The organism is Streptomyces sp. CB02058, from assembly GCF_001905505.1.
Taxonomy (GTDB): domain Bacteria; phylum Actinomycetota; class Actinomycetes; order Streptomycetales; family Streptomycetaceae; genus Streptomyces.
Genome location: NZ_LIPG01000006.1, coordinates 316,919 through 340,231, shown reverse-complemented (window position 1 = coordinate 340,231; position 23,313 = coordinate 316,919). Strand labels below are relative to the sequence as shown.

Sequence of the window (23,313 nt, the reverse complement as noted above, 5' to 3'; positions counted from 1 at the left end):
GCCCGGCGCGGGTTCGCGCCGGGCCACTCGTCCGTCCGGGCGTAGGGCCGCTCATCGATCCGGGCGTCCGGGGCCGTTCCCCTGTCCGGGCGTCGGGCCCCGCGTCCGTCCGGGTGTCCGGGCCGTACGGGGCCGTTCGCCCGTCCGGATGCCGGCTCACTCGTCCGCGACGATGCCGTCCTCCAGCTTCTGGTCGCGCAGCAGGAACCACGCGGCCACGGCGGTCGCGAGCAGGACGACCGCGCCGACCGCGGCCGACACCCGCAGTCCGTTGACGAAGGCCTCCTGGGCCGCGACGACGAGGCTGTCGCCCAGCTCCGCCGGCAGGTGCTCGGCCGTCTCCACGGCGCCGCCGAGCGACTCGTGGGCGGCAGCGGCGGCAGCGGCCGGGGTGCCCTCGGGGATGCCGAATCCCTTGTAGACCCCCGTGACGACGGACCCGAGCAGCGCGATGCCGAGGGCCGCGCCGAGTTCGTACGCCGTCTCGGAGACCGCCGACGCCGAGCCGGCCTGTTCCTTCGGGACGCTGGAGAGGATGACGTCGGAGGTGACGGTGAAGGCGAAGCCCGCGCCGACACCCACCACCAGGAGCAGCACCCCGATCAGGGGGTAGCCGGTCTCCTTGTGGATCACCGTGACCACGGCGAGCGACACGCCGATCGCTCCGAGCCCGAGGGCGACGACGGAGCGTACGGAGTAGCGGCGGGCCACCCGTCCCGCCAGGAGACCGGCGGTCACCGCGCCGACCGCCGCGGGCAGTTCGGCGAGACCGGCCTCGAGCGGACCGCGCCCTTGGACCAGTTGCAGGAACTGGGAGAGGAAGAAGACGATCCCGGAGAGGCCCAGGATGGTCAGCAGGTCGGCGAGGACCGCGCCGGAGAAGCCCCGGTGGTGGAAGAGCCGCATGTCCAGCAGGGGCGCGGGGAGCTTGAGCTGACGGCGCACGAACCAGGTGAGGGCCAGGATCCCGCCGACGGCCGCCACGACGTTCACCCAGCTCACACCGTGTGAGGCGGCCTCCTTGATGGCGTACACGACGCCGATCATGCCGACCAGGGAGAGCCCCACGCTCGGCAGGTCCCAGGGGCCGGGCGCCGGGTTCTTCGACTCGGGGATCATCTTGATGCCGACGACCACCAGGACGGCCATCACCGGCAGGTTGATCAGGAAGACCGAACCCCACCAGAAGTGCTCCAGCAGGAGCCCTCCCACGACCGGTCCGACCGCCGCGCCCGCCGAGGCCATCGCGCCCCAGATGCCGACGGCGAGGCTGCGCTCGCGCGGGTCGTGGAAGAGGTTGCGGATCAGGGCGAGGGTGGACGGCATCAGGGTGGCGCCCGCGACACCGAGCAGCGCCCGGGCCACGATCATCATCTCGGGGCTGGTGGCGTAGGCGTTGAGCACGGACACGGCGCCGAAGGCGGTGGCGCCGGTCAGCAGCAGCTTCTTACGGCCGATGCGGTCGCCGAGACTGCCCATCGAGACGAGGAGTCCGGCGATCACGAAGGAGTAGACGTCGCCGATCCAGAGCAGCTGGGTGCCGGTCGGTTCGAGATCCTCGCTGAGGAACGGGGTCGCCAGTCCGAGGACGGTGGCGTCGACGGCGACCAGCAGCACGGCCAGGACGAGGACGGCGAGGGCGATCCACCGCCCCTGGTAGTGGGTGTCGCCCGTGATGCCTGCCCGCTGATCGGTGCTGCTCATTTCTCCACGCTCCGGCGTGCTCCGCCGAGCAGCAACTCGACGACCATGTAGGGGAAGTCCTGCGCGGCGACCCGCCCCGTCTGCACGGACCACGCGCAGCTGCTGATCAGGCCGTACAGTGCCTCGGTCAGCCAGGCCGGGGTGAGGTCGATCCGGAACTCGCCGCCCTCCTGGCCGCGCCGGAAGAACGCCGACACCCGCGCGTCGAGACGGCTCCAGCCCTCGTTGACGTCGTCGCCCTCGAAGAGCTGGTTCTCCGTGACGAGGAAGGACAGCAGTCCCGCGCTCGGCTCGACGGCCGTGATCAGCCGCCGCAGCCCGTCCTCGGCGCTGCCCTCGTCGAGCCCGGCGGCGTCCAGGGCTGCTTCGAACTCCTGGATCCCGAGGTTCTCCAGCGCGCCCACGAGGGCGTCCCGCCCGGCGAAGTGCCGGTGCAGGGTGGCACGGCCGATGCCCGCGGCCCGGGCGACCTCGTCCATGGTCGCCGTGGATTTACGGGTCAGCAGTGCGGCGGCGCTGCGCAGCACCTGCTCACGATCAAGAGTCATGAGACGACAATAGATCAAATGAGACAGCGACGTCCCACCGGCCGGGTGATGCGGCCTCCACCCGGGGCACCGGGCACCCCACAGCGGTGCGGGGCGTGGTCCACCGGGCACCATCAGGGAATGAAGCCGCTGCTGCTGATCGACATCAACGGTCCGCTCAACCCCTACGCGGCCCTGGCCCGCACCACTCCCCCGGAGGGCTATCTGCTCCACCGGATGCGGCCGACGGGATGGACGGTGGGGACGCCGCTGCCCGTCCTGCTCAGCCCCGGCCACGGCGAGGCGCTGCTGGCGCTGGCCGGCCGGTACGAACTCGTCTGGGCGACCACCTGGAAGGACGAGGCCAACGAGTGGGTCGGCCCCCGTCTCGGGCTGCCGCGGTTGCCGTACATCGACTGGCCCGCGATGCACGCGGTCATGACCGACGGGACGTACTGGAAGACGCGGTACGTCGTCCAGTACGCCGACGGGAGGCCGTTCGCCTGGGTCGACGACGAGATCAAGGAGCCCGACAGGGCCTGGGTGGCCGCGCACCACCCGGGGCGGGCCCTGCTGCGGCGGATCGACCCCTGGGTGGGGCTGGCGCGGGCGGACTTCGAGGCGCTCGCCGACTGGGCGTGAGGTTGGGTCCGGCTCGGCCCTCAGCTCCAGGGAAGTGACGCGCGGTGGCGCCAGTACGCCTCCGGCTCCTCCACCAGCGAGGCCAGCCGGTCGAGGCGGCCGGGGTCCAGGTCGAGGAGCGGGGCGTGCAGGTTGGCCGCCAGCTGGGTGACCGTGGCCGCGCCGGAGAGGACGACTCCGGCCCACGGCTGGTGGAGCGCGAGCGCCAGGGCGACGGCGTCCGCGTCCAGCCCCGCGTCTGCGCCGATCTCCTGTACGGCGGCGGGCGCCTCGGTCCCGGCGAGCCGGCCGTTGGCCATGACCTCCTTGACGATCACGGTGAGCCCCGCGTCGTGGGCCTCGGCGAGCGCGGACGCGGCGGAGGTCTCCAGGGCGTTGTAGGTGGCCTGGACGGTACGGAAGAGGGGCTCGCCGTCCACGGTCACCGCCAGGGCCGCCCTGATGGCGTCGGCCTGGCCGGGACCGCTGACGGAGAACCCGACCGTGGTGCCGGAGGCGGCGAGCCCGGCGAGCCGCGCGTGCAGTTCCTTGTCGCTCAGCGCCGGGCTGTCCGGGGTCACCGAGTGGATCTGGTAGAGGTCGAGCCGCTCACCGAGCAGTCCGGCGGTCTCGGTGCGCTGGCGTTCGAACGAGGCGAGGCTGTGGTCCTTCACCTCGTGGGTCTCGGCGTCGGTGCTCCAGTCGGCGGTGTAGGTGTAGCCCCATTTGCTGCCGATGACCACGTCCGTCACATCGGGGCGGGCGGTGAGCCACTCGGCGAGGAACTCCTCGGAGCGGCCGTAGGAGCGGGCCGCGTCGAAGTAGCGGACGCCCTGCGCGTAGGCGGCGTCCAGGAGTTCATGGGTACGGGCCCGCAGCGCGTCGACGCTGCGGTCGCCCGGCAGGTCGCGGTCACGGTGCGGGGTGATGTAGCCGGGCCTGCCGACGGCGGCCAGGCCGAGCCCGATGTGGGAGGTCGGGGTGGTCGCTCGGTTCAGGCGGGCGAAGGGCATCGCGGGCTCCTCTGGGTCGGTCGTTCCGAAACGCCTTCCCGTCAACGTAGCCCGCGATGCCCGTGAATCATCCGCGCGCGGTCGCCCAGGCGTGCTGCGTCACCAGGTCGGCCTTCACCTCGGCCAGCTGGACGGCGACGGCGGAGGGGGCGGTCCCGCCCCGGCCGTCACGGGAGGCGAGCGCGCCGGGCACGTTGAGGACCGTGCGTACCTCGGGGGTGAGGTGCTCGGAGATCTTCGCGAACTGCTCGTCCGTCAGCTCGTCGAGCTCGATGCCCTGCTGCTCGCACACCTTCACGCACTCGCCCGCGACCTCGTGCGCCACCCGGAAGGGGACGCCCTGCTTGACCAGCCACTCGGCGATGTCCGTGGCGAGCGAGAAGCCGGCCGGGGCCAGCTCCTCCATGCGCTCCCGGTTGACCGTGAGCGTGGCCATCATGCCGGTGAAGGCGGGGAGCAGTATCTCCAGCTGGTCGCAGGCGTCGAAGACCGGCTCCTTGTCCTCCTGGAGATCGCGGTTGTACGCGAGCGGGAGGGCCTTCAGGGTCGCCATCAGCCCGGTGAGGTTGCCGATGAGGCGGCCGGCCTTGCCGCGCGCCAGCTCGGCGATGTCCGGGTTCTTCTTCTGCGGCATGATCGAGGAGCCGGTGGAGAAGGCGTCGTGGAGGGTGACGAAGGAGAACTCCTTCGTGTTCCAGATGATGATCTCCTCGGCGATGCGGGAGAGGTTGACCCCGATCATCGCGGTGATGAAGGCGAACTCGGCGACGAAGTCACGGGAGGCGGTGCCGTCGATCGAGTTGGCGACGGAGCCGCGCTCGAAGCCGAGGTCCGCCGCGACCGCCTCCGGGTCCAGCCCGAGGGAGGAGCCGGCCAGTGCGCCGGAGCCGTACGGGGACACCGCGGTCCGCTCGTCCCACTGCCGCAGCCGCTCGGCGTCCCGGGCCAGGGGCTGCACGTGCGCGAGGATGTGGTGGGCGAAGAGGACGGGCTGGGCGTGCTGGAGGTGCGTGCGCCCGGGCATGGCCACACCGGGGTGCGCCTCGGCGAGGCCGACCAGCGCGTCCTGGAGCTCGGCGATCAGCCCGCCGATGATCCGGGCGTGGTCGCGCAGGTACATCCGGAAGAGCGTGGCGACCTGGTCGTTGCGGGACCGGCCGGCCCGCAGCTTGCCGCCGAGGTCGGGACCGAGCCGCTCCAGGAGACCGCGCTCCAGGGCGGTGTGGACGTCCTCGTCGGCGATGGTGCCGGTGAACGAGCCGTCGGCGACCGCCGCTTCGAGCGAGTCCAGCCCTTCGATCATGCGGGCCAGCTCGTCGTCGGTCAGCAGCCCCGCCTTGGTGAGGACGCGCGCGTGGGCGCGGGAGCCCGCGATGTCGTACGGCGCGAGCCGCCAGTCGAAGTGGACGGACGCGGACAGCTTGGCCAGCGCCTCGGCCGGACCATCGGCGAAACGGCCACCCCAGAGGCGTACGTCGCTGTTTCCGGTGCCGTTGCTCACTGCGTGCTCCTCGGGGGTGCAAGGGATGTACGTCCGCCTCACGGCGTGATGGCATAACTATGCAGTGGTATGCATGCCTTGTCAAAGTTGCTGGTCGGGGCGGTGAAATCCGGTGGGCCCGGGAGGGGGCCGGGCCTACGATCGGCAGTCCGCGCACGGATCGCAGGGGGACGCATGGACGAGGGACTCGGGGCGGCCGAACGCCTGGCCCGGGGGACACCGCTGGGCTCCGCACTGGACACCACCGATCCCGCGTCCTGGGTGGCCCTGGACGCGGAGGTGCGGACCCCGGGTTTTCGGATCGCCGACTCGCTGCCGACGCGTCACCGGCTCAGGAGCCTCCCGCCCGGTCCGCCGTCCCCCGTGGTGGAGCCCGTGATCGCGCTGGCCCTGTGCCACCCCAACGGCAGGGTGCGCTCGGCGGCCCTGGAGCGGGCAGCCGGGTCCCGGCAGCTGCGGCCCCTGCTGGCCATCCGCTGCGCCGACTGGGCGGGGCCGGTCCGCGACCGGGCGCAGGCCCTCCTCGCGGACGTCCCCGGAACCGAGCTGATCGCCCTGTCCGGCCTCATCCTGTTCCTGCGCCGGCGCGACCGGGGCGGCTTCGCCTTCACCTTGCTGGAAGGTGCACTGCGCAAGGGACCTGACGCGGATGTCAGGGCACTGCTGACCAGTGGGGACCGTGAGGTGCGCCGGTTCGGCCATGGCCTGGCGATCGACCGGCGGCTGCTGACCGCGGCGGAGCTCGCCCGAACGGCGGTCGGCGCGACGGACGACGTACGGCTCCAGATCCTGTGCGCGGAGGCCGCCCTCGCCAGGACGGACGGCGGCGATCACGAGGAGGTGGTGGTGCCGCTGCTGTCCGCCCGGTCGGCCATGGTCAGGTCGGCGGGTGTGACCGGCCTGCGGCGGACCGGACGGCACGAGAAGGCCGTCCCCCACCTCGCCGACCGGTCGGCCATGGTCCGGGCCTGTGCCCGGTACGTCCTGCGACAGGCAGGCATCGATCCCCTCCCGCTGTACCGGTCCATGTGCGCCGAACCGGCGGCCCGCCCTCCGGCGGCTGCCGGACTCGGCGAATGCGGCGGACCTCCGGAGGCGGACACGCTGTCGGCTCTCACGGCCCATCCCCTGGCCGCCGTGCGGGCCCACGCCGTGTCCGGACTGCGCGCGCTGGACGCCGTCCGGTCCGAGCGGGTGGAGCCGCTGCTCGACGACCCGGTGCCCGCGGTGGTCCGGGCCGCGGCACGCGCCCTGCGGCCGTACGCGGCGGGGCTCGACGAGGGCCGGCTGCGTGCGCGGCTCGCACCGGACCGGCTTCCGGCCACCAGGAAGGCGGCACGGCTGCTGCTGGATGCCCAGCTCCTCGCCCGGGAGCGAGGCCACTCCGGGCTGTGAGATGTCGGGCGCCCGCGGTGCCCTCGCGCCCCGGCGGGGTGGGGCGCTGGGCCGTACGGAGCAGGCGCGGTGGGGGCGGGCCGCCGTGCGCCGTACGGTCCGGAGCATGCGCAGACTCCTGGTGACCGCCTCGGTCCTGCTCGCCCTGGCCGGTTCGCTCGCCGCCCGGCCCGCGGAGCCGCCGCCCCTTCCGGAGCGGCTGGCCGACACCGGCGGCGGTACGCAGCTGATCACCGCCGAGGCTCCCGGCACGGGCTCCACGACGGGCACGGTGACCTGGTGGGACCGGCGCGGGGACGGCTGGGTGGCGGCGGGTTCGGCACCCGCCCGCTTCGGGGCGAACGGGCTGGCCGAGGGCGCGACCCGTGAACAGGGCACGAACACCACGCCCACCGGGCTCTACGGCCTTCCGTACGCCTTCGGGACCGGTCAGGCCCCGAAGGGGGCCCGCTACCCGTACCGGCGGATCGGTGAGGACTCGTGGTGGTGCCAGGACAACGCGTCCACGGCCTACAACCGCTGGGTGGAGCCGAGGCCCTCCGACTGCCGCGCGGAGGAGTCCGAGCACCTCGTCGCCTACGCCACCCAGTACGCCCGCGCGCTCGTCATCGGCTTCAACTACCACCGGCCGGTGCGGGGCAGGGGCGCCGGGATCTTCCTCCACGTCGACGGAAAGGGCGCGACCGCCGGCTGTGTGTCCGTGCCGGCGGCCGCGATGGACCGGATCCTGGCCTGGGCCGATCCGGCGCGCCGCCCGCACATCGCGGTCGGTACGGAGTCCGGACCGACCGCGATCGTCCGCTACTGAGGACCCGTCAGCGGTCGTTCTGGGCCAGCCGCAGCAGATGGTCGGCCAGCGCCTGACCGCCGTTCGGGTCGCGGCTGATCAGCATCAGTGTGTCGTCACCCGCGATCGTGCCCAGGATCGCCTGGAGTTCGGCCTGGTCGATGGCCGAGGCGAGGAACTGCGCGGCGCCCGGAGGCGTGCGCAGCACCACGAGGTTGGCCGAGGCCTCCGCCGAGATGAGCAGCTCGGCCGAGAGCCTGCGCATCCGCTCCTCCTTGGCCGAGCCGCCCAGCGGCGCCTGCGGGGTGCGGAATCCGCCCTCGCTCGGCACGGCGTAGATCAGCTCACCGCCGGTGTTGCGGATCTTCACCGCGCCGAGCTCGTCCAGGTCGCGCGAGAGCGTCGCCTGGGTGACGCTCAGCCCGTCGTCGGACAGGAGCCTGGCCAACTGGCTCTGCGAGCGCACCGGCTGCCGGTTCAGGATGTCCACGATCCTGCGGTGGCGTGCGGTGCGGGTCTGCGGCACCGACGGCCCGCCGTGGTCCGTGTCCTGCGCCTCGGTCATCGTCGTCGCCTCATTCTCCGGATCGTCACTCCCCGGATCGTCCGTCCCCGTAAGCCGCGTCGAGAGCTCCCGGCAGAATCCGCAGGAACGCGTCCACCTCGGCGTCACCGATGATCAGCGGCGGCATGAGCCGTACGACGTCGGGGGCGGGCGCGTTCACCAGGAGACCGGCTCCCTGAGCCGCCTGCTGCACCTGGGGTGCGAGGGGCCCGGTGAGCACGATACCCAGCAGCAGTCCGGAGCCGCGTACGTGGGAGACCAACGGATGGCCGAGGCCCTCCACGCCCTCCCTGATCCGCTCGCCGAGCCGCTTCACGTCGTCCAGGGCGCCGTCGGCGGCGAGGGTGTCCAGCACCGCGAGACCGGCGGCGCACGCGACGGGGTTGCCGCCGAACGTCGTGCCGTGCTGCCCGGGCTTCAGCAGTTCGGCGGCTTCACCGAACGCGACGGTGGCGCCGATCGGCAGTCCGCCGCCGAGGCCCTTGGCGAGCGTGACCAGGTCGGGTTCGACCCCCTGGTGGGCCTGGTACTCGAACCAGGTGCCGCAGCGGCCGATCCCGGTCTGCACCTCGTCCAGGACGAGCAGCGTCCCGGTGGCCCGGGTGATCTCCCTGGCCGCCTCCAGATAGCCCTTGGGCGGTACGACGACGCCGATCTCGCCCTGCACCGGCTCGATGATCAGCAGTGCGGTGTCGGTCGTCACGGCGGCCCGGAGCGCCTCGATGTCGCCGTACGGCACGTGGGTGACGTCGCCGGGCAGCGGCAGGAACGGGGTGCGCTTGGCCTGCTGGCCGGTCAGGGCGAGGCTGCCCATCGTCCGGCCGTGGAAGCCGCCGTGGGTGGCGACCATGTGCGTGCGCCCGGTGAGCCGGCCGATCTTGAAGGCGGCCTCGTTGGCCTCGGCGCCGGAGTTGCAGAAGTAGACCCTGCCCTTCCGGCCGAAGAGCTGGAGGAGCCGTTCGGCGAGCTCGATCGGCGGCTGGGCGGTGAAGAGGTTGGAGACATGGCCGAGGGAGGCGATCTGCCGGGACACGGCCTCGACCACCGCGGGGTGGGCGTGGCCGAGCGCGTTGACCGCGATACCGCCGACGAAGTCGAGGTACTCGGTGCCGTCCGCGTCCCACACCCGGGCGCCCTCGCCGCGCACCAGAGGCAGCTGCGGGGTGCCGTAGTTGTCCATCAGCGCACCCTGCCAGCGCTGTGTGATCTCCTCGTTGTTCATGACTCCCCCTCTGCTTCCGGCTGTGCGGCGGATGTCGCGTCCGGCACGACCATCGTGCCGATTCCCTCGTCGGTGAAGATCTCCAGCAGGATCGAGTGCTGGACCCGGCCGTCGATGACACGGGCGGTCTCGACGCCGTTGCGTACGGCGTGGAGGCAGCCCTGCATCTTGGGCACCATGCCGCTGGAGAGATCGGGCAGCAGCTTCTCCAGCTCGGTGGCGGTGAGGCGGCTGATGACGTCGTCGCTGTTGGGCCAGTCCTCGTAGAGGCCCTCGACGTCGGTCAGGACCATCAGCGTCTCGGCGCCCAGCGCCGCGGCGAGGGCCGCGGCGGCCGTGTCGGCGTTGACGTTGTAGACGTGGTTGTCCTCGGAGGAGCGGGCGATGGACGAGATCACCGGGATCCGTCCGTCGTCCAGCAGCGCCTGGATGGCACCGGTGTCTATGGCGGTGATCTCACCGACCCTGCCGATGTCGACGGCCTCACCGTCGATCACCGGGCGGTGCTGCACGGCGGTGATCGTGTGCGCGTCCTCGCCCGTCATACCGACGGCGAGCGGACCGTGCTGGTTCAGCAGACCGACGAGCTCGCGCTGTACCTGTCCGGCCAGCACCATGCGTACGACGTCCATGGCCTCGGGCGTGGTGACCCGCAGTCCGGCCTTGAACTCACTGACCAGGCCCTGCTTGTCGAGCTGGGCGCTGATCTGCGGGCCGCCGCCGTGCACGACGACGGGCTTGAGGCCGGCGTGCCGCAGGAAGACGACGTCCTGGGCGAAGGCGGCCTTCAGCTCCTCGTCGATCATGGCGTTGCCGCCGAACTTGATGACGACGGTCTTGCCGTTGTGCCGGGTGAGCCAGGGCAGCGCCTCGATGAGGATCTGCGCCTTGGGCAGCGCGGTGTGCTTCCTCGCGGCGCTCATGAGCTGTACGCGCTGTTCTCGTGGACGTACTCGGCGGTGAGGTCGTTGGCCCAGATCACGGCCGACTCGTCGCCCGCGGCGAGGTCCGCGGTGATCCGGACCTCCCGGTAGCGCATGTCGACCAGGTCGCGGTCCTCGCCGACGCTGCCGTTCTTGCACACCCAGACGTCGTTGATGGCGACGTTCAGCAGGTCGGGCTCGAAGGCGGCCTTCGTCGTGCCGATCGCGGAGAGCACCCGGCCCCAGTTGGGGTCCTCACCGTGGATGGCGCACTTGAGGAGGTTGTTGCGGGCGATGCTCCGGCCGACCTCGACGGCGTCCGCCTCGGTCGCCGCGTTGACCACCTCGATCCGGATGTCCTTGGACGCGCCCTCGGCGTCGCCGATGAGCTGCCGGGCGAGGTCGGCGCAGACGCTCTGCACCGCCTGCTCGAAGTCGGCCTGCGCGGGGGTGGTTCCGCTCGCCCCCGAGGCGAGCAGGAGCACGGTGTCGTTGGTCGACATGCAGCCGTCGGAGTCGACCCGGTCGAAGGTGGTGCGGGTCGCGGCGCGCAGCGCGGCGTCGAGGGCGGGTGCCTCGACGTCGGCGTCGGTGGTGAGGACGACCAGCATGGTGGCGAGGCCGGGGGCGAGCATGCCCGCGCCCTTGGCCATGCCGCCGACGGTCCAGCCGTCGCCGCTCGCGACGGCGGTCTTGTGGACGGTGTCGGTGGTCTTGATCGCGATGGCGGCCTTCTCGCCGCCGTGCTCGCTGAGGGCCTCTGCCGCCTTCTCGATGCCGGGCAGGAGCTTGTCCATGGGCAGGAGTACGCCGATGAGACCGGTCGAGGCGACCGCGATCTCCCCCGCGCTGTGGCCGCCGAGGACCTCGGCGGCCTTCTCGGCGGTGGCGTGGGTGTCCTGGAAGCCCTGGGGGCCCGTACAGGCGTTGGCGCCACCGGAGTTGAGGACGACGGCGGTCACTTCGCCGCCCTTGAGGACCTGCTCCGACCAGAGGACGGGCGCGGCCTTGACGCGGTTGGAGGTGAAGACGCCGGCCGCGGCGCGGCGGGGGCCGTCGTTGACCACGAGGGCCAGGTCCGGGTTACCGCTCTCCTTGATTCCGGCGGCGATGCCCGCCGCCGTGAATCCCTTGGCTGCCGTGACGCTCACTGCATCTCCTCGTTCGCTTCTCCGCCCACGCAGCGCAGCGGCGCGGCTTTCGTCGTGGCCCGCAGCCGAACGGCTGCGTGTGCGTCGCTCACGGGGCGACGCCGATCGTGGAAAGACCTGTGTCCTCGGGAAGCCCGAGGGCGATGTTCATGCTCTGCAGGGCGCCCCCCGCGGTGCCCTTGGCGAGGTTGTCGATGGCGCTGATCACGACGATCCGCCCGGCCGCCTCGTCGTGGGCCACCTGGACCTGCACGGCGTTGGACCCGTACACGGCCGCGGTGGAGGGCCACTGGCCCTCGGGCAGCAGGTCGACGAAGGGCTCGTCGGCGAACGCCTTCTCGTAGACCGCCCGGAGGGACTCGGCGCTCACGCCCGGCTTCGCCTTCGCGCTGCACGTGGCGAGGATGCCGCGGGGCATGGGGGCGAGGGTCGGGGTGAAGGACACGGAGACGGGCTCGCCGGCGGCGGCGCCGAGGTTCTGGATCATCTCGGGGGTGTGGCGGTGGACCCCACCGACGCCGTACGGGGTCATGTTGCCCATGACCTCGGAGCCGAGCAGGTGCGGCTTGGCCGCCTTGCCCGCGCCGGAGGTGCCGGACGCGGCGACGACGACGGCCTCGGCCTCGGCGAGACCGGCGGCGTACGCCGGGAAGAGCGCCAGCGAGACGGCGGTCGGGTAGCAGCCGGGAACGGCGATGCGCTTGGTCCCCTCCAGGGCCGCGCGGGCACCGGGAAGCTCGGGCAGACCGTAGGGCCAGGTACCGGCGTGCTCGGAGCCGTAGAACTTCTCCCAGTCGGCGGCGTCCTTCAGCCGGAAGTCGGCGCCCATGTCGACGACCAGCACCTCGTCGCCGAGCTGCTCGGCGACGGCGGCGGACTGCCCGTGGGGAAGGGCCAGGAAGACGACGTCGTGTCCCCCGAGCACCTCGGCCGTGGTCGGCTGGAGCACCCGGTCGGCGAGCGGCCTCAGGTGCGGCTGCAGGGCGCCGAGCCGCTCCCCCGCGTTGGAGTGGGCGGTGAGGGCTCCGATCTCCACCTGGGGGTGGGTGAGGAGCAGACGGAGCAGTTCTCCGCCGGCGTATCCGCTCGCTCCTGCCACTGCCGCACGTACCACCATCGGAAATCCTCCTCGTCGATGGCATGACTATACGCACCATTGCAGTTTTATGCAAAGCCGTGCGGGTATCCGCGTACCCTCTTCCCTGTGCCGGCCTCATCCCCGCATCGCGTAGCGGTCCTCGTGCTCGAAGGTGCGAAGCCGCTCGATGTCGGTATTCCCGCACAGGTCTTCACCACGCGCGCGAGCATGCCGTACGAGGTGCGGGTGTGCGGCGCGCGGCCCGGTCCCGTGACCGGTGGCGACGGCCTGTCGTACTCCGTCGCCCACGGCCTCCAGGCACTCGAGTGGGCCGACATCGTCTTCGTCCCCGGTTACCGGTTCCCTGACCGCGAGGACCCGCCGCGGGCCGTCGTCGACGCGCTGGTCGGCGCCCACGACCGGGGCGCGCGGCTCGCCGCGATCTCGACGGGCGCCTTCGCGCTCGCCGCCACGGGCCTGCTCGACGGCAGGCGCGCCACGACGCACTGGCACTACACACGGGCGCTCGCCGCGAAGCATCCGCTCGTCCAGGTCGACGAGAACGTCCTGTTCGTGGACGAGGGCAGCGTGCTGACGTCGGCCGGTGCCGCGTCGGGCATCGACCTCTGCCTGCACATCCTGCGCGGCGATCTCGGAGTGGCCGCGTCGAACCACGCGGCCAGGCGCCTGGTGGCGGCCCCCTACCGCAGCGGCGGGCAGGCGCAGTACGTGCCGCGCAGCGTGCCCGAACCGCTGGGCGAGCGGTTCGCCGCCACGCGGGAGTGGGCGCTGCACCGGCTCGGCGGGACACTCACCCTCGAAGCGCTCGCCCGCCACGCGGCGGTGTCGCCGCGCACGTTCTCGCGGCGCTTCGTCGAGGACACCGGGTACACGCCGATGCAGTGGGTCATGCGCGCCCGGATCGACATGGCCAGGGAGCTGCTCGAACGCTCGGAGCGGAGCATCGAGCAGATCGCGGCCGAGACGGGTCTCGGCACGGGGACGAATCTGCGGCTGCACTTCCACCGCATCCTCGGCACCACTCCGAGCGAGTACCGGCGCACCTTCACCGAGGGCGGGTAGCCCGCCGTCCGCGCCTGGCGCGATCCTTTCGGACCGTGGCGATCACGCCGCTGTCACCGGCCCGGGCGGCGCGCGAACCTGGTGGCGAACCAGAAGGGACACCACTCATGACTCGCATCGCCATCAACGGATTCGGCCGCATCGGACGCAACGTGCTGCGCGCCCTGCTCGAACGCGACAGCGACCTGGAGGTCGTCGCCGTCAACGACCTCACGGAGCCCGCCGCCCTCGCGCGGCTGCTCGCCTTCGACTCGACGGCGGGCCGGCTCGGCCGCCCGGTGAGCGTCGACGGGGACACCCTCGTCGTGGACGGCCGCCGCATCACCGTGCTCGCCGAGCGTGAACCGGCACAGCTGCCGTGGGCCGAGCTCGGCGTCGACATCGTGCTCGAGGCGACCGGCCGCTTCACGTCGGCCAGGGCCGCGGGCGCCCACATCGACGCGGGCGCGAAGAAGGTGCTGATCAGCGCACCCGCGGACGGCGCCGATGTCACGCTCGCGTTCGGCGTCAACACCGGCGCGTACGACCCGGCCCTCCACACGATCGTCTCCAACGCCTCGTGCACGACGAACGCCCTCGCGCCGCTCGCCGCCGTGCTCGACGACCTCGCCGGCATCGAGCACGGCTTCATGACGACTGTGCACGCCTACACGCAGGAGCAGAACCTCCAGGACGGCCCGCACCGCGACGCCCGCCGCGCCCGTGCCGCCGGCGTCAACATCGTGCCGACCACCACGGGCGCCGCGAAGGCGATCGGCCTCGTGCTGCCGAACCTCGACGGCAGGCTGTCGGGCGACTCGATCCGGGTTCCGGTTCCGGTCGGCTCGATCGTCGAGCTCAACACGACCGTCGCCCGCGACGTGACGCGCGAGGACGTGCTGGAGGCGTACCGCGCCGCGGCACAGGGCCCGCTCGCCGGGGTCCTCGAATACTCGGAGGACGCGCTCGTGTCGTCCGACATCACGGGCAATCCGGCTTCGTCGATCTTCGACTCGGCCCTCACGCGTGTCGACGGCCGCCACGTCAAGGTCGTCGCCTGGTACGACAACGAGTGGGGCTTCTCGAACCGCGTGATCGACACGCTCCAGCTTCTGGCCAACGGCTGACCGGGGGCCGGGACGGCGGGCTCCGGCTTCCGTCTCGGTTCCGGCGTCAGCCGGTGGACCGGAGATCGTCCGCGGCGTCCCGGTGGACCGGAAGTCGCCACGGCGCCAGCCGGTGGACCGGAGGTCGTCGGCGCGTACGCACCCGTCCACCTGGGCGGGTGCGTACTCATGTCGGCCGTGGCCTCGAAGCCCGGGTTGCCGTCGAGGGCCGGCAGATGGGCGTGCCCGAGGCCGAAGCCGAGGGGGCCGTACGCGCCCCGTGAGGCGGGCCGGGCGGAACTTCGGTTACATGGCCGACGGGGTACGCGCGTGCGCGGACACGCAGAAGGAGAGCGAGCGGCCATGAGTGAGATCACCGACGAGATCGGCCGGGTGCACCGTGAGGTCGGCACCTGCCGGGTGGCCTCGGAGGAGGCGGGCTCGGTGCTGCTGCGGCGCACCTTCGACAAGGGTGTCGCCGATGTCTGGGACGCCGTGACCTCTCCGGAGCGGATCGCCCGGTGGTTCCTGCCGGTGACCGGGGAGTTCCGGGTGGGCGGGCGCTACCAGCTGGAGGACAACGCGGGCGGCGAGATCCTCGAATGCCTGCCCGGGGAGCGGCTGCGCGTGTCCTGGCTGATCGAACCCGGCTCCGCTCCGGGCTTCAGCGAGGTCGAGGTACGCCTCGCGGCGGAGGGCGACGACCGGACGGTGCTGGAGCTGGAGCACGTCGCCGTGATCCCGGAGGAGTTCCGCAGCCAGTACGGTCCGGGCGCGGCCGGGGTCGGCTGGGACCTGGCCCTGCTGGGACTCGGATGGCACCTGACGGGCGGCGGGCTCAGCCCTCAGGACGCCGTGGAGTGGCAGACCTCGCCCGAGGCGAGGGCCTTCGTGGCTCGCTCGGGCGAGGAATGGGGCCGTGCGTTCGCCGCATCCGGCGCGGACCCGGAGACCGTGACCGCGACGACGGTGGCGACGATCGCCTTCTACACCGGGGAGTGACCGGACCGGTCGCCGGGCAGTGACCGGACCGGTCCCGGGGAGCGACCGGTCCGGCCGGAGAAGGCGGAAGCGTGTCCGGCGAGGGTGCGGCCCGTTCGCCCGACCGCCGCGACGCGTCCTTCCGGCGGACGGCCACGACGAACCGGGTGCCGCCGGAAGGAAGGTCGGACCGCCGAGGGCAGGTCAGTCGCGGTCGGCCTGCTCGGCGCGTGCCGCGTTGCGCTCCTTGATGCGTGCCGCTTCCTTGCGGACCTCGGCCTGGGTGGCGCGCTCCTTCTGCAGCCACTCCGGGTCGTCCTGCTTCAGCGCGTCGATCTGCTCGGTCGTGAGCGGCTCGGTGACACCGCCGCGCGCGAGCCCGGCGATGGAGACGCCCAGCTTCGACGCGACCACGGGCCGGGGGTGCGGGCCGTTGCGGCGCAGGTCCTGCAGCCACTGGGGCGGGTCGGACTGCAGCGCGTTCAGCTCGGCGCGCGAGACGACGCCCTCCTGGAACTCGGCGGGGGTGGCTTCGAGGTACACACCCAGCTTCTTCGCCGCGGTGGCGGGCTTCATCGTCTGGGTGGTCTGGTGCGACGTCATGGTGTCCAGGGTATCGAGCATGTGCGCCCCCTCCGACCACGGCCGGTAACCTGGCGGAGTGACAGGCTCGGAAGAACCCCCTGCGTTCCGGCTCGCCTACGTCCCGGGCGTGACCCCGACCAAGTGGGTGCGGATCTGGAACGAGCGACTGCCCGGTACACCGCTGACCCTCGTGGGCGTCCCCGCCGCGGAGGCCGCCGGTCTGCTGCGTGACGGCGGCGCCGACGCCGGTTTCGTGCGGCTGCCCGTCGACCGTACGGACCTCAGCGCGATCCCCCTCTACACGGAGACGACCGTGGTCGTCATCCCCAAGGATCATGAGGGGACGGCCGTCGAGGAGATGTCGGCCGAGGACCTCGCCGAGGAGATCGTGCTGCATCCCCTCGACGACACCCTCGACTGGGAGCGCCCGCCGGGCCGGCCCGCGTTCGAACGGCCCGCCACGACCGAGGACGCGGTGGAACTGGTGGCCGCGGGCATCGGTCTGCTCGTCGTACCGCAGTCGCTGGCGCGCCTGTACCACCGCAAGGACCTCACCTATCGCACGCTGACGGGTGTCCCCGAGTCGCGGATCGCGCTCTCGTGGCCGGAGGAGAAGACGACCGACCTCGTCGAGGAGTTCATCGGGATCGTCCGGGGCCGGACGGTCAACAGCACCCGGGGACGTCCCCCGACACCGCCGCAGCCCAAGGCCGCCAGGGCCAGGACGGCGAAGGCCGGCGACAAGAAGGGCGGCGCCCCGCGCAAGCCCGCGGCGGGGCGGAACCCCCGGGGCGGCTCGGGCGGTGCCAAGAACGCCAAGGGCGGCGGCAAGCGCGGCAAGCCCCGCCGGTAGGCGGCGTGCCGTGGAGGGCGGCCTCCACGCCCGGGTGCGCCGCACGGGCACGGACGAGGCCGAGCCGCTCGCCGACGGCCCGGAGCGTCCGCGGGACGCCCCGCGGTTCCGCTCGAACCCGGTCTTCGCGCAGGGCCGCTGAGACCTCGCCGGCCGACGGGCTACCCGTCATACTCCGGAGCTACGCGCGAGGTGCACTCCCTGGCGGGACGCCGGCCACACGGGTCGCTCCCTACCTTCGGTACCGGATTCAGCTCGAACCCCGGTACGGAAGGACCACCCATGGTGTCCCGCCCACGCGCCGGCCGCCCGGCCCGCGCCCTGCTCGCCGCGCTCGTCACCGCGTCCGTGGCGCTGCCGGTGTCGGGGGCGGCCCGCCCGGCCGCCGTTCCCGCACCCGTCCCCGCGCGCCTCGCGCCGCTGGACACGGCAGAGCCCCCGGCACTTCAGGCCAGGTACACCACCGCCCGGCAGGAGATCCGCGCGGCGCGGAACATGGCCGCCCGCCACGGCGACCGGCGTCGGGCCGCCGCGCTCACGGCCATGGCGGCTCCGGGGCGCGCCTTCCTGATGTTCGACGGGCGCGACGGCGGCCGCGGGGTGGAGGTCTTCGGGGACCTGTCGCGGGCCGGACGGATCGCCGTAATGGTGCCGGGAGCGGGTGTGGACCTCGACCACTACATCCGTTTACGGCGTGGCGCCGAGGCGCTCCTCGGTGAACTGGGCCCCGGGACCGCCGTCGTCGCCTGGCTCGGCTACCGGACACCCACCGCGCTGGGCCCCTCCTCCCTGACGGCGGCACGTGCCGAAGGGGCGGCTCCCGGTCTGCGGACCTTCGTACGGGAGGTGCGCCGGGTCAGGCCCGCCGCCCGGGTCTCCCTCCTCTGCCACTCCTACGGTTCCGTGGTCTGCGCCCGGGCCGCGTCCGGGCTCGAGGTGGCGGACATCGTCCTGTACGGCAGTCCCGGCACCGGCGCGAAGGCCGCGGCCTCCCTCGGCACCCGGGCCACGGTCTGGGCGGGCCGGGGTGGGGAGGACTGGATCGGCCGGGTCCCGCACACGGTCCTGACGCTGCCGTTCGGCACCGTCGGGTTCGGGACGGACCCGGTGGCGCCGGAGTTCGGCGCGGAGGTCTTCGACGCGGGCGACGCCGCGCACAGCGACTATCTGAGACCGGGGAGCGTGGCGCTGCGCGGCATCGCCTCGATCGTCGCGGGGACGGCGGGTGCCCGTCATGCGTGACCTCGTGCGGCGCACGGAGCTGCGTTCCCTCGCCCGGCGGATCGACGCGGCCACTCCCCCGGACCGCGACCGCGCGGTCGACGCCCTGCGGGCCGTCGCCATCCTGGGGGTGGTGTGCGGCCACTGGCTGGTGACGGCGCTGGTCGCCGACAGCGGCACGGTCCACGGCGCGAGTCCGCTCCGGTACATGCCCGGACTCACCCCGGTCTCCTGGGTGTTCCAGACGCTCGCGGTCTTCTTCCTGGTGGGCGGTCAGGTGGGCGCGAAGGGCTACGCCTCGGCCCGGGCCAGGGGCGAGTCCTACGGTCACTGGCTCGGGGCGCGGATGGCCAGGCTGTTCCGCCCGGTCGCCGTCGTCACGGCCGTATGGGCCGTGGCCGCTGCCGTGATGCTGGCCTCGGGGGTGGACGGGGCGTCGGTGCGCGCGCTCGGCAAGCTGGTGTGGTCGCCGCTGTGGTTCCTCCTGGTGTTCGCCGCGCTGACGGCGGCGACCCCGCTGGTCGCGCGACTGCACCCGCTGTGGCCGCTGGCCGTCGTCCTGTACGTCGACCTGTTGAGGCTGGGGGGCGGTGGCCCCGCCTCCCTGGGCTGGATCAACGTGGCCGCGGGCTGGCTGGTCCCCTACTGTCTGGGGGCGGCGTGGGCCCGGGGCGGGCTGGGCGACCGCCGGACCGGATGGGTACTGCTGCTCGGGGGTGCCGGGGCGACGGCCGGGCTGGTGCTGTTCGCCGGGTACCCCGCCTCCATGGTCGGGGTGCCGGGCGGGACTCTCTCCAACCTCGACCCGCCGTCGCTCGCGGCCGTAACCTTCGGCCTCGCCCAGTGCGGTGCGGCCCTGCTGCTGCTCGGGCCGCTGCGGCGGGTCCTCGCGCGGCCGGCGGTCTGGGCGGCGGTGGCTCTGCTGAATCTGTCCGCGATGACGGTGTTCCTGTGGCACCAGACCGCGATGATCGCGGTCACGTCGACCGCGCTGTTCCTGAGCGGCGGGCCGCTGCCCGGTCTGCACACGGTCCCCGACGGCCCCGGCTGGGTGCTCGCCAGGCTCGCCTGGCTGCCGGTGTTCGCACTGGCGCTGCTGCTGTGCCGGGCGGCGTTCGGGGCGTACGAGCAGCGGAGCGGCGGGAGTTCGACCGTCGTACGGTCCGGTTCCCCCGACCGGGTGAGGGAGGCGCGCGGTGTCTAAGCTGAGCGGTATGACCGGGGCCGGGGGGCGGATCACAGCGGCGTTGCGCGGGCTGCCGCGCAGGCTGCGCGAGGATCTGTGGACCTCGCCCGTCGATCCGGTGCCGCCCATGGGCGCGCCCGGTGCCCCGGTGTGGCGGCCCGCGTTCGGGATGCTGCTCACGCTGGGGGTCACGGCGGTCGCCCTGTGGCACGTGCCCGACCTGGTCCGGAACGGTGCGGGCGTGCCCGAGTACGCGGTGCTCCTCGTCGTGTGCCAGTCGCTCGCGCTCCTGGCGGGCATGTGGCAGCCCCTGTACGCCTGGTGGGCCTCGCTGGTCCTGATGGTCGTCAGCGTCCGGATCGCGGAGTCCGCGATGACGCCCGGCGAGATGTTCCCGTGGACGGGTGCCGAGATCGCGCTGCAGAGCGGTGCGCTGTTCCTCCTGACCCTGCGGGTCCAGCCGCGCAGGGCGGTCCTCGCGCTGACGCTGAGCCTGCTGGCGGGGCTGGTCTCCAGCGGATTCACCACCAGGGCCCACAACTACTCCCTGGACGTCGGCGCACTGGTCGTGATCACGGCCGTGGTGATCGGCGCGGCACTGCGCGCCCTCAGGGTCGCCCGCGGCCAGCTGGTCGAGCAGTCGGAACTGACGGAGGAGGAACGCGCCCGGCGCACCCTCCTGGAGGAGCGCAACCGGATCGCGCGCGAGCTGCACGACGTGGTGGCCCACCACATGTCGGTGATCTCCATCCAGGCGCAGGTGGCCCCGCACCTCGTCGAGAATCCGTCGGCCGAGCTCAGGGAGAACCTCGCCGGCATACGGGAGAGCGCCGTGGAGGCGCTGGTCGAACTGCGCCGGGTGCTCGGTGTGCTGCGCTCGGAGGACGCGCCGGCGGACGGGGGCCGGCACGCCCCGCAGCCCACCCTGGACCGGCTGGACGAGCTGGTCGGCAAGGTGCGGAGCGCGGGCGTCTCCGTCGCGACGAGGACGACGGGCAGACGGCGCCCGCTCCCACCGGGCGTGGAGCTGTCGGCGTTCCGGATCGTGCAGGAGGCGCTGAGCAATGTGCTGCGGCACGCTCCGGGGGCCGGCGCCCGGGTGGAGGTCGGTTACCACTCCTCGGCCGTGACGGTCCGGGTCACCAACACGGCCCCGGAGGCGCCGGGCCGGCCGATGGACGGCGTCGGGCACGGGCTGCTCGGCATGCGCGAACGCACCGCCATGCTGGGCGGCGACCTCACCCACGGCCCCACCCCCGGCGGGGGTTACGAAGTAGTGGCGACGCTTCCCCTGGAGGAACCTTCATGACCATCCGCGTGCTGATCGCCGACGACCAGATGATGGTCCGCCAGGGGTTCACGGTGCTGCTGAACGCCGAGGAGGGCATCGAGGTCGTCGGCCAGGCGGTGGACGGTGTGGAGGCCGTCGAGAAGGCGGACGAACTCGCCCCCGATGTCGTCCTGATGGACATACGGATGCCACGCCTCGGCGGTATCGACGCCACGCGCCGCATCACCGGGACACCTGGCGCGGCCGTCCGCGTCCTCGTCCTGACCACCTTCGACCTCGACGAGTACGTGTACGAGGCGCTGCGCGCGGGCGCCTCCGGCTTTCTGCTGAAGGACGCATCGGCCGACGAACTCGCCCAGGCGGTGCGGGTGGTGGCGGCCGGGGACGCACTGCTCGCCCCGAACATCACCAAGCGTCTGATCGCCGAGTTCTCGCGGGTGAGCACCGGGCCGCGCGCTCCCCGGAAGGAGCGCGTCGGCGACCTGACGGAGCGGGAGACCGAGGTGCTGTCCCTGATCGCGCAGGGCCTGTCGAACGCCGAGATCGCGGCCCGGCTGATCGTCGCGGAACAGACGGTGAAGACCCATGTGAGCCGGATCCTGGTCAAGCTGGGCCTGCGCGACCGGACCCAGGCCGCCGTGTTCGCGTACGAGTCGGGGCTGGTCCGGCCGTCGGGCTACTGAGCCGGGAGCGCTCCGTACACCGCGTCGACCAGCGCCATCTTGCGCGGGTCGTCGGCGATGTGGGGGCCCATGCGGTTCATGACGTAACCGAGCGCGATCCCGGCCTCCGGGTCGGCGAGGCCGCAGGAGCCGCCCGCACCGTCATGGCCCACGGCACGCGGGTTCGGGCCGTAGCTGGCGTTGGGGCCGCTCAGCCAGAGGCCGAGGCCCAGCTCGGTCTCGTGGGCGAAGCCGGCTCCGAGCACCAGGTCGCGGCAGCTGCCCTGGCCCTCGCGGACCCGCTCGGCCGCCTCCTCGGAGAGGACGCGCCTGCCGTCGAGGCTGCCGCGTCCGGCGAGGATGCCGTAGAGGGCGGCGACCCCGCGGGCCGTTCCGTGGCCGTTGGCGGCGGGGATCTCGGCGGCACGCCACTCGGGGGTGTTGGCGGCGGCGGTGCCGGTGCCGGGGTTGAGCAGGGAGGCGATGGCCACCGGCTCCATCGTGGCGAAGAGGGCGGCCTGTTCGCGGGAGACGTCCTTGGGCTGGACGAGTTCGGCGACCCGGCCTGCCTCCTTCTCGGGGAAGCCGACGGTGAAGTCGATGCCGAGCGGTCCGGTGATCTCCTGCCGCAGGAACTCCCCGGGCAGCAGACCGGTGATCCGGCGGACGACCTCGCCGACGAGGAAGCCGTACGAGATGGCGTGGTAGCCGGAGCGGGTACCCGGCTCCCACCAGGGCTCGGTGGCCGCGAGGCGCGCCGTGGTCAGCTCCCAGTCGTAGAGCTCGGCGAGGGTGTGCGGATCGCGCAGGCCCGCGACCCCGGAGCGGTGCGAGAGCAGATGGCGTACGCGGACGGATTCCTTGCCCGCGGCGGCGAATTCGGGCCAGTACGCGGAGACGGGGGCGTCCAGGTCCAGGAGGCCGCGGTCGACGAGGACGTGGGCGCAGAGCGCGGTCGGGCCCTTCGTCGTGGACCAGACGTTGACCACGGTGTCCCGCTCCCACGGGCGGGTCCGCTCCCCGTCGGCCCAGCCGCCCCAGAGGTCCACCACGGGGGCGCCGTCGAGCAGGACGGTGACCGCGGCGCCCAGTTCGTCGCGCTCGGCGAAGTTCGCCTCGAACGCGTCGCGTACCGCCGCGAACCGGTCGTCACAGTGGCCATGGATCTGCGGCACAGGTCTCTCCTCGTCTCGGTGGCACGCACCATACCGACTGGTCGGACTGGCGGGAAGGCGCTGTACGGCCCGTTCCTTCGACCGGGTGACCCGGTCAGCGGGGGAGCGCCTCGAAGCTGACGCTCCAGCGCCCCGGGAGTCCGGTGATCGTCACGGCGGAGAGCGGGCGGACGTCGACGTTCCAGTACGTCGACGGCGGGGCCTTGAGGGCGTACACCAGGACCGCGCGCACGACCGCGGGTTCGGCGACGGCGACGAGGGCGCCCTCCTGGACCGGCCGGGTGTCGAGCCAGCTCCCCACCCTGGATATGAAGGCGAGCAGGGATTCCCCGCCGTGCGGGGCGGAGCGCGGGTCGGCGAGCCAGGCATCCACCGCGGCCGGTTCACGGGCGGCGACCTCCGAGAGGGTCAGCCCCCTCCAGCGGCCCATGTCGCAGTCGCGCAGTGCGAGCTGGACGAGCGGGGCGAAGCCCAGGGCGTCGCCCGTGGCGCGGCTGCGCGGGGTCGGCGAGCAGTAGCGCAGCTCCGCGGCGCCGAGCCGCACCAGGGTGTGGGCGGCGAGCTGGACCTCACGCCAGCCGGCGTGGTCGAGCGGCCGGTCGTCGTCGAAACGCTCGGCGAGGAGGGCGGAGCTGCGCGCTGCGGCGACCAGGGACACCCGAACACTCATGGGCGCGATCGTGGGGCCCGGCGCCGCACCGGTC

General features: G+C 72.9%; 24 protein-coding genes. 12 read left to right on the top strand and 12 right to left on the bottom strand.

Going from position 1 to position 23,313, the window contains the following annotated elements; genetic code table 11:
- Positions 1 to 156: 156 nt before the first annotated feature.
- Both AMK10_RS29660 and AMK10_RS29655 read right to left on the bottom strand, forming a co-directional pair.
- Positions 157 to 1,704 (bottom strand): MFS transporter, encoded by a 1,548-nt coding sequence (locus AMK10_RS29660; protein ID WP_073751540.1) that lies wholly within the window; start codon positions 1,702 to 1,704, stop codon positions 157 to 159.
- Positions 1,701 to 2,252, bottom strand: a complete 552-nt coding sequence (locus tag AMK10_RS29655) for a TetR/AcrR family transcriptional regulator (RefSeq protein ID WP_073751538.1) — start codon at positions 2,250 to 2,252, stop codon at positions 1,701 to 1,703. Before AMK10_RS29655 ends, AMK10_RS29660 begins: the two co-directional genes overlap by 4 nt.
- A gap of 120 nt (positions 2,253 to 2,372) precedes the next feature.
- On the opposite strand from AMK10_RS29655, the gene AMK10_RS29650 reads away from it, so the two are divergent.
- Positions 2,373 to 2,873, top strand: coding sequence for a hypothetical protein (locus tag AMK10_RS29650; RefSeq protein WP_073751536.1), 501 nt, complete (start codon positions 2,373 to 2,375; stop codon positions 2,871 to 2,873).
- Between the two features lie 20 nt (positions 2,874 to 2,893).
- On the opposite strand, the gene AMK10_RS29645 is transcribed toward AMK10_RS29650, so the two are convergent.
- Together AMK10_RS29645 and argH are read right to left on the bottom strand one after the other, a co-directional pair.
- Entirely contained in the window at positions 2,894 to 3,865 is a 972-nt protein-coding gene (locus tag AMK10_RS29645) for an aldo/keto reductase (protein ID WP_073751534.1), read from the bottom strand.
- A 67-nt stretch (positions 3,866 to 3,932) separates the two neighbouring features.
- Positions 3,933 to 5,366: an argininosuccinate lyase gene (argH, locus tag AMK10_RS29640; protein ID WP_073751532.1), complete on the bottom strand. Its 1,434-nt coding sequence runs from the start codon at positions 5,364 to 5,366 to the stop codon at positions 3,933 to 3,935.
- A 174-nt stretch (positions 5,367 to 5,540) separates the two neighbouring features.
- On the opposite strand from argH, the gene AMK10_RS29635 reads away from it, so the two are divergent.
- Positions 5,541 to 6,761 carry a hypothetical protein gene (locus AMK10_RS29635; protein WP_073751530.1) on the top strand — a complete coding sequence of 407 codons (1,221 nt, stop codon included), beginning with the start codon at positions 5,541 to 5,543 and terminating at the stop codon, positions 6,759 to 6,761.
- Positions 6,762 to 6,867: 106 nt separating this feature from the next.
- Entirely contained in the window at positions 6,868 to 7,569 is a 702-nt protein-coding gene (locus AMK10_RS29630) for a L,D-transpeptidase family protein (protein ID WP_073752011.1), read from the top strand.
- A gap of 7 nt (positions 7,570 to 7,576) precedes the next feature.
- Here AMK10_RS29630 and AMK10_RS29625 read toward each other — a convergent pair whose 3' ends face one another.
- The 5 genes from AMK10_RS29625 to argC form a co-directional block, all read right to left on the bottom strand.
- Positions 7,577 to 8,113 (bottom strand): arginine repressor, encoded by a 537-nt coding sequence (locus AMK10_RS29625; protein WP_073751528.1) that lies wholly within the window; start codon positions 8,111 to 8,113, stop codon positions 7,577 to 7,579.
- A gap of 25 nt (positions 8,114 to 8,138) precedes the next feature.
- Positions 8,139 to 9,335 carry an acetylornithine transaminase gene (locus AMK10_RS29620; RefSeq protein ID WP_073751526.1) on the bottom strand — a complete coding sequence of 399 codons (1,197 nt, stop codon included), beginning with the start codon at positions 9,333 to 9,335 and terminating at the stop codon, positions 8,139 to 8,141.
- On the bottom strand, positions 9,332 to 10,258 hold the full coding sequence (gene argB, locus AMK10_RS29615; RefSeq protein WP_073751524.1) for an acetylglutamate kinase: 927 nt from the start codon (positions 10,256 to 10,258) through the stop codon (positions 9,332 to 9,334). The genes AMK10_RS29620 and argB overlap by 4 nt, the downstream gene beginning before the upstream one ends.
- Positions 10,255 to 11,409, bottom strand: a complete 1,155-nt coding sequence (gene argJ, locus AMK10_RS29610) for a bifunctional glutamate N-acetyltransferase/amino-acid acetyltransferase ArgJ (protein WP_073751522.1) — start codon at positions 11,407 to 11,409, stop codon at positions 10,255 to 10,257. Before argJ ends, argB begins: the two co-directional genes overlap by 4 nt.
- Before the next feature lie 88 nt (positions 11,410 to 11,497).
- Entirely contained in the window at positions 11,498 to 12,526 is a 1,029-nt protein-coding gene (argC, locus tag AMK10_RS29605) for an N-acetyl-gamma-glutamyl-phosphate reductase (protein WP_073751520.1), read from the bottom strand.
- 87 nt (positions 12,527 to 12,613) lie between these two features.
- On the opposite strand from argC, the gene AMK10_RS29600 reads away from it, so the two are divergent.
- From AMK10_RS29600 to AMK10_RS29590, 3 genes are all read left to right on the top strand, one after another.
- Positions 12,614 to 13,570 carry a GlxA family transcriptional regulator gene (locus AMK10_RS29600; protein WP_073751518.1) on the top strand — a complete coding sequence of 319 codons (957 nt, stop codon included), beginning with the start codon at positions 12,614 to 12,616 and terminating at the stop codon, positions 13,568 to 13,570.
- Positions 13,571 to 13,677: 107 nt separating this feature from the next.
- Positions 13,678 to 14,676 carry a type I glyceraldehyde-3-phosphate dehydrogenase gene (gene gap / locus AMK10_RS29595; RefSeq protein ID WP_073751516.1) on the top strand — a complete coding sequence of 333 codons (999 nt, stop codon included), beginning with the start codon at positions 13,678 to 13,680 and terminating at the stop codon, positions 14,674 to 14,676.
- A gap of 342 nt (positions 14,677 to 15,018) precedes the next feature.
- The gene (locus AMK10_RS29590) at positions 15,019 to 15,657 is read left to right on the top strand and encodes an SRPBCC family protein (protein WP_073751514.1); all 639 of its coding nucleotides are present in this window, start codon (positions 15,019 to 15,021) and stop codon (positions 15,655 to 15,657) included.
- A gap of 183 nt (positions 15,658 to 15,840) precedes the next feature.
- On the opposite strand, the gene AMK10_RS29585 is transcribed toward AMK10_RS29590, so the two are convergent.
- Positions 15,841 to 16,239 carry a DUF5997 family protein gene (locus AMK10_RS29585; protein ID WP_198959816.1) on the bottom strand — a complete coding sequence of 133 codons (399 nt, stop codon included), beginning with the start codon at positions 16,237 to 16,239 and terminating at the stop codon, positions 15,841 to 15,843.
- 58 nt (positions 16,240 to 16,297) lie between these two features.
- Between AMK10_RS29585 and AMK10_RS29580 the strand changes: the two genes are divergently transcribed.
- The 6 genes from AMK10_RS29580 (at position 16,298) to AMK10_RS29560 (ending at position 21,455) form a co-directional block, all read left to right on the top strand.
- Positions 16,298 to 17,074 carry a LysR family substrate-binding domain-containing protein gene (locus AMK10_RS29580; protein WP_073751510.1) on the top strand — a complete coding sequence of 259 codons (777 nt, stop codon included), beginning with the start codon at positions 16,298 to 16,300 and terminating at the stop codon, positions 17,072 to 17,074.
- A 10-nt stretch (positions 17,075 to 17,084) separates the two neighbouring features.
- Positions 17,085 to 17,216: a hypothetical protein gene (locus AMK10_RS38555; RefSeq protein ID WP_274535362.1), complete on the top strand. Its 132-nt coding sequence runs from the start codon at positions 17,085 to 17,087 to the stop codon at positions 17,214 to 17,216.
- Between the two features lie 140 nt (positions 17,217 to 17,356).
- Positions 17,357 to 18,316, top strand: a complete 960-nt coding sequence (locus tag AMK10_RS29575) for an alpha/beta hydrolase (RefSeq protein WP_073751508.1) — start codon at positions 17,357 to 17,359, stop codon at positions 18,314 to 18,316.
- Positions 18,309 to 19,499, top strand: coding sequence for an acyltransferase family protein (locus AMK10_RS29570; RefSeq protein WP_073752009.1), 1,191 nt, complete (start codon positions 18,309 to 18,311; stop codon positions 19,497 to 19,499). The genes AMK10_RS29575 and AMK10_RS29570 overlap by 8 nt, the downstream gene beginning before the upstream one ends.
- 10 nt (positions 19,500 to 19,509) lie before the next feature.
- Entirely contained in the window at positions 19,510 to 20,790 is a 1,281-nt protein-coding gene (locus tag AMK10_RS29565; protein ID WP_073751506.1) for a sensor histidine kinase, read from the top strand.
- Positions 20,787 to 21,455, top strand: coding sequence for a response regulator (locus AMK10_RS29560; protein ID WP_073751504.1), 669 nt, complete (start codon positions 20,787 to 20,789; stop codon positions 21,453 to 21,455). Before AMK10_RS29565 ends, AMK10_RS29560 begins: the two co-directional genes overlap by 4 nt.
- On the opposite strand, the gene AMK10_RS29555 is transcribed toward AMK10_RS29560, so the two are convergent.
- Positions 21,449 to 22,609: a serine hydrolase domain-containing protein gene (locus AMK10_RS29555; protein WP_073751502.1), complete on the bottom strand. Its 1,161-nt coding sequence runs from the start codon at positions 22,607 to 22,609 to the stop codon at positions 21,449 to 21,451. The two genes, AMK10_RS29560 and AMK10_RS29555, sit on opposite strands and share 7 nt — an antisense overlap.
- 94 nt (positions 22,610 to 22,703) lie before the next feature.
- Positions 22,704 to 23,279 carry a histidine phosphatase family protein gene (locus AMK10_RS29550; RefSeq protein ID WP_073751500.1) on the bottom strand — a complete coding sequence of 192 codons (576 nt, stop codon included), beginning with the start codon at positions 23,277 to 23,279 and terminating at the stop codon, positions 22,704 to 22,706.
- Positions 23,280 to 23,313 lie beyond the last annotated feature (34 nt).

Bases quoted from the DNA above. Each gene is read 5' to 3' on its own strand.
- AMK10_RS29660 (WP_073751540.1), bottom strand. From the start codon at position 1,704: ATGAGCAGCACCGATCAGCGGGCAGGCATCACGGGCGACACCCACTAC.
- AMK10_RS29655 (WP_073751538.1), bottom strand. From the start codon at position 2,252: ATGACTCTTGATCGTGAGCAGGTGCTGCGCAGCGCCGCCGCACTGCTG.
- AMK10_RS29650 (WP_073751536.1), top strand. From the start codon at position 2,373: ATGAAGCCGCTGCTGCTGATCGACATCAACGGTCCGCTCAACCCCTAC.
- AMK10_RS29645 (WP_073751534.1), bottom strand. From the start codon at position 3,865: ATGCCCTTCGCCCGCCTGAACCGAGCGACCACCCCGACCTCCCACATC.
- AMK10_RS29635 (WP_073751530.1), top strand. From the start codon at position 5,541: ATGGACGAGGGACTCGGGGCGGCCGAACGCCTGGCCCGGGGGACACCG.
- AMK10_RS29630 (WP_073752011.1), top strand. From the start codon at position 6,868: ATGCGCAGACTCCTGGTGACCGCCTCGGTCCTGCTCGCCCTGGCCGGT.
- AMK10_RS29625 (WP_073751528.1), bottom strand. From the start codon at position 8,113: ATGACCGAGGCGCAGGACACGGACCACGGCGGGCCGTCGGTGCCGCAG.
- AMK10_RS29620 (WP_073751526.1), bottom strand. From the start codon at position 9,335: ATGAACAACGAGGAGATCACACAGCGCTGGCAGGGTGCGCTGATGGAC.
- argB (WP_073751524.1), bottom strand. From the start codon at position 10,258: ATGAGCGCCGCGAGGAAGCACACCGCGCTGCCCAAGGCGCAGATCCTC.
- argC (WP_073751520.1), bottom strand. From the start codon at position 12,526: ATGGTGGTACGTGCGGCAGTGGCAGGAGCGAGCGGATACGCCGGCGGA.
- gap (WP_073751516.1), top strand. From the start codon at position 13,678: ATGACTCGCATCGCCATCAACGGATTCGGCCGCATCGGACGCAACGTG.
- AMK10_RS29590 (WP_073751514.1), top strand. From the start codon at position 15,019: ATGAGTGAGATCACCGACGAGATCGGCCGGGTGCACCGTGAGGTCGGC.
- AMK10_RS29585 (WP_198959816.1), bottom strand. From the start codon at position 16,239: ATGACGTCGCACCAGACCACCCAGACGATGAAGCCCGCCACCGCGGCG.
- AMK10_RS29575 (WP_073751508.1), top strand. From the start codon at position 17,357: ATGGTGTCCCGCCCACGCGCCGGCCGCCCGGCCCGCGCCCTGCTCGCC.
- AMK10_RS29570 (WP_073752009.1), top strand. From the start codon at position 18,309: ATGCGTGACCTCGTGCGGCGCACGGAGCTGCGTTCCCTCGCCCGGCGG.
- AMK10_RS29565 (WP_073751506.1), top strand. From the start codon at position 19,510: ATGACCGGGGCCGGGGGGCGGATCACAGCGGCGTTGCGCGGGCTGCCG.
- AMK10_RS29560 (WP_073751504.1), top strand. From the start codon at position 20,787: ATGACCATCCGCGTGCTGATCGCCGACGACCAGATGATGGTCCGCCAG.
- AMK10_RS29550 (WP_073751500.1), bottom strand. From the start codon at position 23,279: ATGAGTGTTCGGGTGTCCCTGGTCGCCGCAGCGCGCAGCTCCGCCCTC.